General features: G+C 61.0%; 8 protein-coding genes. 5 read left to right on the top strand and 3 right to left on the bottom strand.

All coding sequences use genetic code 11. From position 1 onward, the window contains the following. Window positions 1-1,203 (bottom strand): isocitrate lyase (aceA, locus tag VFW93_RS17915; protein ID WP_329695312.1); only part of this gene is annotated, 1,203 nt, incomplete at its 3' end. 347 nt (window positions 1,204-1,550) lie between these two features. Between aceA and VFW93_RS17910 the strand changes: the two genes are divergently transcribed. Beyond that, the gene (locus tag VFW93_RS17910; protein ID WP_329695311.1) at window positions 1,551-2,858 is read left to right on the top strand and encodes an aspartate aminotransferase family protein; all 1,308 of its coding nucleotides are present in this window, start codon (window positions 1,551-1,553) and stop codon (window positions 2,856-2,858) included. A 118-nt stretch (window positions 2,859-2,976) separates the two neighbouring features. Here the strand turns inward: VFW93_RS17910 and ppa are convergent, their stop codons facing one another. Further along, window positions 2,977-3,510 carry an inorganic diphosphatase gene (ppa, locus tag VFW93_RS17905; RefSeq protein WP_035034904.1) on the bottom strand — a complete coding sequence of 178 codons (534 nt, stop codon included), beginning with the start codon at window positions 3,508-3,510 and terminating at the stop codon, window positions 2,977-2,979. Between the two features lie 303 nt (window positions 3,511-3,813). On the opposite strand from ppa, the gene phaP reads away from it, so the two are divergent. The 3 genes from phaP to VFW93_RS17890 all read left to right on the top strand — a co-directional run bounded on the left by phaP (window position 3,814) and on the right by VFW93_RS17890 (window position 6,122). After that, complete coding sequence (gene phaP, locus VFW93_RS17900) at window positions 3,814-4,368, top strand: TIGR01841 family phasin (RefSeq protein ID WP_329695310.1); 555 nt, start codon at window positions 3,814-3,816, stop codon at window positions 4,366-4,368. Between the two features lie 250 nt (window positions 4,369-4,618). Next, window positions 4,619-5,356, top strand: a complete 738-nt coding sequence (gene aat, locus VFW93_RS17895) for a leucyl/phenylalanyl-tRNA--protein transferase (protein ID WP_329695309.1) — start codon at window positions 4,619-4,621, stop codon at window positions 5,354-5,356. Between the two features lie 7 nt (window positions 5,357-5,363). Next, the gene (locus tag VFW93_RS17890) at window positions 5,364-6,122 is read left to right on the top strand and encodes an arginyltransferase (protein ID WP_329695308.1); all 759 of its coding nucleotides are present in this window, start codon (window positions 5,364-5,366) and stop codon (window positions 6,120-6,122) included. A 35-nt stretch (window positions 6,123-6,157) separates the two neighbouring features. Here VFW93_RS17890 and VFW93_RS17885 read toward each other — a convergent pair whose 3' ends face one another. Continuing rightward, on the bottom strand, window positions 6,158-6,898 hold the full coding sequence (locus VFW93_RS17885) for an SIMPL domain-containing protein (RefSeq protein WP_329695307.1): 741 nt from the start codon (window positions 6,896-6,898) through the stop codon (window positions 6,158-6,160). A gap of 218 nt (window positions 6,899-7,116) precedes the next feature. Here VFW93_RS17885 and ompR point away from each other — a divergent pair, with 218 nt between their 5' ends. Continuing rightward, window positions 7,117-7,854: a two-component system response regulator OmpR gene (ompR, locus tag VFW93_RS17880; protein WP_290640484.1), complete on the top strand. Its 738-nt coding sequence runs from the start codon at window positions 7,117-7,119 to the stop codon at window positions 7,852-7,854. Window positions 7,855-7,856 lie beyond the last annotated feature (2 nt).

Genomic DNA, 7,856 nt, shown 5'->3' with positions numbered 1-7,856 from the left:
CGACACGAAGGTGTAACCCTTTTCGCGAGCTGCGAATTCGGGCTCTTGCACCATGTTGGTGTAGTGCTTCATGCCTTCGCCGCGAGCGTAAGCGTGGGCGAACTGGAAGGTGTTGAACCAGTTGATGTGGATACCAGCCAGGGTGATGAACTGGTACTTGTAGCCCAGAGCCGACAGCTCTTCCTGGAACGAAGCGATTTGCGAGTCGTTCAGGTTCTTCTTCCAGTTGAAGGAAGGCGAGCAGTTGTACGACAGCAGCTTGCCAGGGCAAGCAGCGTGCACGGCTTGAGCGAATTCACGAGCGAAGCCGATGTCAGGCACGCCGGTTTCACACCAGACCAGGTCAGCGTAAGGAGCGTAAGCAACGCCACGGCTGATGGATTGCTCCAGGCCGTTCTTCACGCGGTAGAAGCCTTCTTGAGTGCGTTCGCCAGTCAGGAAAGGCTTGTCGTTTTCGTCGTAGTCGCTGGTCAGCAGGTTGGCGGCTTCAGCATCGGTACGAGCCAGAACGATGGTGGGCACGCCCATCACGTCAGCAGCGAAACGAGCAGCGATCAGCTTTTCGATGGCTTCGCGGGTAGGAACCAGCACCTTGCCACCCATGTGACCGCACTTCTTCACAGCAGCCAGCTGGTCTTCGAAGTGAACGCCAGCAGCACCTGCGGCGATCATGTTCTTCATCAGTTCGAAAGCGTTCAGAACGCCACCGAAACCGGCTTCAGCGTCAGCAACGATAGGCAGGAAGTAGTCAACGAAGCCTTCGTCGCCGGGGTTGATGCCACGCGACCATTGGATTTCGTCAGCACGCTTGAACGTGTTGTTGATACGACGAACCATCGTGGGGACGGAGTCGTAGGCGTACAGCGACTGGTCGGGGTACATGGTTTCGGAGGTGTTGCCGTCAGCAGCAACTTGCCAGCCCGACAGGTACACGGCTTCCAGACCAGCCTTGGCCTGTTGCATGGCTTGACCAGCGGTGATCGCGCCGAAAGCGTTCACGTAGCCCTTCTTGGCGCCGCCGTTGACCTTTTCCCACAGCTTTTCAGCGCCGTTCTTGGCCAGGGTGTACTCAGGCTGCAGGCTGCCGCGCAGGCGCACAACGTCAGCAGCGGAGTAACCGCGCTTGACCAGCTTCCAGCGGGGGTTTTCGGCCCAGTCTTTTTCCAGGGCAGCGATTTGCTGTTCACGTGTGAGTTTCGTCATGACGAGATCTCCGGGGGTTGGTAGGGAAGTACTTGAAAACCCGCGATTCTACGTTGGTTTGGGCCAGCTTGCAAAGACTTATGTCTTATATAAGACCAGACCCTTCATACGCGGGGGACGAGTGCGCGAAAGAATGCGCACGCGATTGACGCAAAAAGACAACAAAGTCGCACGAACACGACGACCGATAACGCCCCCCCGGCAGCGCAAGGGCTAGCCCGGAGCCGATTTGTCACTTTTTGCGAGCAAAGTTGGTGCCATTGGGGCCCTCGCCGCATCCACATCAAAACCCCGAGAAGGTGCACCATGGCCGAGGGCCCGCACCGAGCCTCGACAAGGAGAACAACATGGACTTGAACCTCGACGCCTTCTGGATGCCCTTCACGGCCAACCGCGACTTCAAACAGGCACCGCGCCTGCTGAGCAAGGCCAAGGACATGCATTACTGGACGCCGGAAGGCCGCCAGATCCTGGATGGCACGGCCGGCCTGTGGTGCGTCAACGCAGGGCACAGCCGCCCGCGCATCGTGGAGGCCATCGCCCGACAGGCAGGCGAAATGGACTTTGCCCCGCCCTTCCAGATGGGGCACCCGCTGGCCTTCCAGCTCGCAGATCGCCTGCAGAAGTACGTACCCGAAGGCCTCAATCGCGTGTTCTTCACCAACTCCGGCTCGGAATCGGTCGAGACGGCACTGAAGATCGCCCTGGCCTACCACCGCCTGCGCGGCGAGTCGCATCGCACGCGCCTGATCGGTCGCGAACGTGGTTATCACGGCGTCAACTTCGCGGGCACGGCGCTCGGGGGCATGGGGCCCAACCGCAAGATGTTCGGCTCCAGCCTCTCGGGCGTGGATCACCTGCGGCACACGCATGATCTGGCACGCAACGCCTTCACCAAAGGCCAGCCCGAGCATGGCGCCGAACTGGCAGATGACCTGGAGCGCCTGGTCGCACTGCACGACGCCTCCACCATCGCGGCCGTGATCGTGGAGCCCATGGCCGGCTCCACAGGCGTGCTGCTGCCCCCGAAAGGCTATCTGCAACGCCTGCGCGACATCTGCGACAAGTACGGCATCCTGCTGATCTTTGACGAAGTGATCACCGGTTTCGGCCGCCTGGGCGCACCGTTTGCGGCGCAGGTCTATGGCGTCACACCCGACATGATCACCGCCGCCAAAGGCATCACCAATGGCACGATCCCCATGGGCGCCGTGTTCGTGAAGCAAGGCATCCACGACACCTTCATGCAAGCGCCAGCGGGCATCGAACTGCCGCACGGCTACACCTACTCCGGCCACCCCATGGCCTGCGCCGCGGCCCTGGCCACACTGGACACCTACGACGAGGAGGGCCTGCTCACACGCGGCCAGGCCATGCACGCCAAGATGGAAGCGGCGGTACACAGCCTCAAGGGGCTGCCCAACGTCGTGGACATCCGCAACACCGGCATGGTCGGCGCCATCGAGTTCGCACCACGGGCTGGCGCCGCGCCTGGCCGCCGGGCTTTCGAGGTCTTCCTGGGCTGCTGGGAAGAAGGCGTGCTGCTGAGAGCGGCGGGCGACAACATCGCCATCTCGCCACCACTGATCATCAACGACAGCCAGATCGATCAGATCGTGTCGACGCTGGAGAAGGTGATCAAGCGCGTCGCCTGATTCGACAGGCCCTCAACAGGCGCGAACGCAGCCAAACAAAAAGCCGCCATGCTCACGCAGGCGGCTTTTCTTTCAATGAGCAAGACGCCTCGAAAGGCGCCCTGCCCGATACTTCAGATCAGTGTTGCTTGGCGAATGCAGCCAGACCGGTGGTCACTTCGGCCTTGGCGGCATCGATGCCATCCCAGCCGGTGACCTTCACCCACTTGCCGGGTTCCAGATCCTTGTAGTGCTCGAAGAAGTGCTTGATCTGCGACACCAGCAGCACAGGCAGGTCTTCCAGCTTCTGGATGTCCTTGTACATGGCGCAGATCTTTTCGGTCGGCACGGCCACCAGCTTGGAGTCGCCGCCAGCTTCGTCTTCCATCTTCAGGATGCCCAGAGGACGGCAAGGGATGACCACGCCAGGCTGCAGGGGGAACGGCGTCACGACCAGCACGTCGACGGGGTCACCGTCAGCGGCAATGGTCTGAGGCACGTAGCCGTAGTTGCAGGGGTAGTGCATGGCCGTACCCATGAAACGGTCGACGAAGACGGCGCCGGTTTCGTGGTCGATCTCGTACTTGATCGGATCAGCGTTAGCGGGGATTTCGATGATGACGTTGAAGACGTCAGGCGCCTTGGCGCCAGCAGGAACGTTGAGCAGGCTCATGATGAATGGATCACAAGTGAGTAAATATGTGGGCGTCGGCAAGTGTAGGCGATGCCGGTACCTTATTGACCACAGAAGGAAGGCTCATGGGCGTCTCTGGTGCGACAAGCTGCCGCCAAGTGCAGCAAACCGCCAGAAAGTAAACTTTTTGACATTCGCGCAGCACTTTTGCTGCACCGCACAAAAAGTACTTGCAAAGTTTTTCCGGATGCCTATACTGAGAATCATGTTGCAGCGCAACAAAGGTTCAAGGACCACCAAGCCAACTGCAATTCAACCCATCAACACGTACGGAGAATCGTCATGCTGACCGCTGAACAACTGCTGGCCACCCAGAAAGCCAACCTCGCCACCCTGTTCGACCTGGGCCAAAAGGCTTTCGAAGGTGTTGAAAAGGTTCTGGAACTGAACCTGCAAGTTGCCAAGGCCACGCTGGACGAAGCCGCCGAGCACACCAAGGCTGTGCTGGCTGTGAAGGACGCTCAAGAATTGCTGGCTCTGCAAGCAAGCCTGCTGCAACCTTCCGCTGAAAAGGCCGCTGCCTACAGCCGTCACCTGTACGACATCGCTTCGTCCACCAGCTCTGAAGTGAGCAAGCTGGCCGAATCGCAAATCGCCGAAGCTCAGAAGAAGTTCGCTTCCGTGGTGGACAACGCCGTGAAGAACGCACCTGCCGGCTCTGAAAACGCCGTCGTGCTGGTGAAGTCGGCTGTTGCCGCCGCCAACAACGCTTTTGACTCCGTGCAAAAGGCTGCCAAGCAAGCTGCTGACGTCGCCGAAGCCAACTTCCAGGCCATCACCAACACCGCTGTGAAGGCCACGCAAGCTGCTTCGACCAAGTCGCGCAAGGCTGCCTGAGAACGGATAGTCAGGGGCCCGTTCGAGTGGGATTACAAAACTTTGCAGGTTTGTGAGCCCGGTCAGCTTGAACTTTGGCCCCGGAACCAAATCTGAGAGATGTCGCTCTGGACAAGCGACACTCCCTGAAAGGTTGTCTCCTCGGTACCTCCTGAACCTTTTCTAAGGTACCTTTCAAGCCCGATGGTTCGCCATCGGGCTTTTTTTCTGTCCGCACGATTTCAGGCTTGCGCTTTCTTATCATGGCGACATGATCCCCTGGCTGGAACCCGACACCCCCTTCCCTGACACGGCCACGGCGCTGGGTCCTGAAACGGACGCGCCAGGCTTGCTGGCTGCCGGCGCGGATCTGTCGCCACAACGCCTGGAAGCGGCCTATCGGCGCGGCATCTTCCCGTGGTTCAGCCAGGGGCAGCCGGTCATGTGGTGGACAACCGATCCACGCATGGTGCTGCCTGTCAGCGAGTTCAAGCTTCATCGCTCCTTGCGCAAGACCATCGCGAAGTTCCTGCGCTCGCCCGGCTGCGAAATCCGCATCGACGGCGCCTTTGACGAGGTGATGCTGGCCTGTGCAGGCACGCCCAGAGACGGCCAGGACGGGACCTGGATCGTGCCCGGCATCCGCGAGGTCTACGGACAGTGGCACCGCCAGGGACGCGTCCACTCCTTTGAAACCTGGATAGATGGCGAACTGGTGGGCGGCCTGTATGGCGTCAGCATCGGCCGCATGTTCTACGGTGAATCCATGTTCGCCTGGCGCACGGATGCCTCCAAGATTGCCCTGGCCGCGCTGGTGTGTTTCTGCAAGGAAAACGACATCACGTTAATCGACTGCCAGCAGCAAACCAGCCACCTCGCCTCCCTGGGTGCGAGGGCCATTTCACGAGGTGATTTCGAGTCCCATTTGCGGGGGGTGGTCGATCAAAATCCACCCGCCGTTTGGGCCTATGATGATGCTTTCTGGTCTCACCTCGAGCGCAGCGCCTGACACACACGTGACGCACCTCAAAGATCTTCCACTGGCGTCCTTGCAGTTCTATGCAACGGCCCCCTATCCGTGCAGCTACCTTGACAACAAGGCCGCTCGCTCGCAGGTGGCCACGCCCAGTCACATGATCAATGCGGACGTGTACTCCGGCCTGGTCAGCAATGGCTTTCGCCGCAGCGGCATGTTCACGTACCGCCCCTATTGCGATGGCTGCCGGGCCTGCGTGCCCCTGCGCATCCCGGTAGAGCGCTTCGAGCCCAGCCGCAGCCAGAAGCGCGCCTGGAAAGCACACCAGAACCTGGAAGCACGCGTGCTGAGGCTGTGCTTCACACCCGAACACTATCAGCTGTATTTGCGCTACCAGGCCGGCAGGCACAAAGGTGGCGGCATGGACCACGACTCGGTCGACCAGTACACCCAGTTCCTGCTGCAAAGCCGTGTGAACTCCCGGCTGGTGGAGTTCCGCGAGCCACCACTGCCAGGCGAAGCGCAAGGCAAGCTGAAAATCGTGTCCATCCTGGACATCCTCAACGATGGGCTGTCAGCGGTCTACACCTTCTACGAGCCCGAGCCCCACACGAGCTACGGCACGTACAACATCATGTGGCAGATCCAGCAGGCCCATGACCTGGGGCTGGCCAATCTCTACCTGGGCTACTGGATTGCCGAGAGTCAGAAGATGGCCTACAAGGCGCAGTTCCTGCCACACCAGGTGCTGGTTGGCGGTCAATGGCGCGACCAGACCAGCTACCCGGCGGCAGGCTGAACGAGCAAAGCCCGTTCCGAGCCGGCCTCAACCCGTCAGGGCTTGAGCGTGACCTGACCGTTGACGGTCACCGACAGCACACCCTTCCCTGGTTCCACGGGCAGCGGCGCATCCGCCATTTCGGCGCGCATGGCCATGGCCTTGGCCAGATACGGACGCGGCTCAAAGCCCGGATCGGTCGACGAAACCGTCACATCACCCAGGGTGTAGCCCTTCATGCCGAAGTCTGTCGCGATCTGCGAGGCGCGTGTCTTGAAGCGGGCAATCGCCTGACTGGTCAGCGTTGACTCGTACTGCTCGCGCAAGGCGCGCGACAGGCCATAACTGACGTTGATCACATTGAGCTGGTTGATGCGCCCGGTGGTCTGGGTGATGCGGGCCACATCCGTTCCCTCCAGGATCAGTTGCGCAAAACCTTGCCAGCCGTTCACGCGCCCCGAATTGTTGTAACGGGGCTGCACCGAAAACGTACCGGTGCGCACCTCCATGCCTTGCGGGTGCGCCGACTTGCGTGCCTCGGCCAACGCCGCTTCCATCGCCTGCTTCAAGCCAGCCTGCACGTCGGCCGCCTGGCTGCCTTCTCGCGTCGCCTGCAGGGTGACGATCAGCAGATCCTGCGTGACCTCCTGCGTGACGCCAGCGGAGAAACGAACCACGTTCTGCTGCGCTTCTGCCTCGGCATGCACGGCGCAAGCGCCCATGGCCAGCGCACTGGCCAGCAAGGATCCCCTCAAGGTGCGGGACAGACCGGAACGGGACGAAAACGCTTGTCGCATCAATGACCTTCTTTCTAAGTGGCACCCAGCCGAGATGGCGGGCACCTCAACTTAACGCACATCGACGGTTCGACGACGACAAAGATCCACACCACGCAAAGGGCTTGACGAGGTGTTCATACGGTCGCAATATTTGTAACAGCTGGTCAGCGCACCGGTTTTCGTGCGCATAAACTGCGCACAATCCGCGTCTGTTACAAATGCCGAGGAATGCAGAGATGACCTCTACGACTCCCAACCAGCGTCCCGACCGCGTGCTCGTGGTCGATGACGATGCGCGCATCCGCGATCTGCTGCGCCGCTACCTGAGCCAGGAGGGTTTCGAAGTCCTGCTGGCCGAAGATGCCAAGGCGCTCAACCGCCTGCTGACGCGTGAAACCGTCGATCTGATCGTGCTGGACCTGATGCTGCCTGGCGAAGACGGCCTCTCGATCTGCCGCCGCCTGCGTGCCGCCAATGACGTCACCCCCATCATCATGCTGACTGCCAAGGTCGAGGATGTGGACCGCATCGTGGGCCTGGAAGTGGGCGCCGACGACTACCTGCCCAAGCCGTTCAACCCGCGCGAACTGCTGGCCCGCATCCATGCGGTGCTGCGCCGTCGCCCGGCCCAGGAAGCCCCTGGCGCCCCCGCCAAGGAAGCCCAGACCGTGCAGTTCGGCCCCTTCGAGTTCGACCTGGCCCTGCGCCGTCTGAGCAAGGAAGGCGAGCCCATCTCCCTGACCACCGGCGAGTTCTCGATGCTCAAGGCCCTGGTGCGCCACCCGCGCCAGCCCCTGTCGCGCGACAAGCTGGCTCAGTTGGCACGTGGCCGCGAATTCGAACCGTTTGACCGCAGCCTTGACGTGCAGATCTCGCGTCTGCGCAAGATGATCGAGCCCGATCCGGCACAACCTCGCTACATCCAGACCGTCTGGGGTGTAGGTTATGTGTTCGTGCCGGATGGTGGGGCTTGATG

It is taken from the genome of Aquabacterium sp., from assembly GCF_036279675.1.
Taxonomy (GTDB): Bacteria; Pseudomonadota; Gammaproteobacteria; order Burkholderiales; family Burkholderiaceae_C; genus Aquabacterium.
The sequence above is the reverse complement of the archived record's forward strand: the minus strand, read 5'-3'. Positions and strand labels throughout refer to the sequence as shown.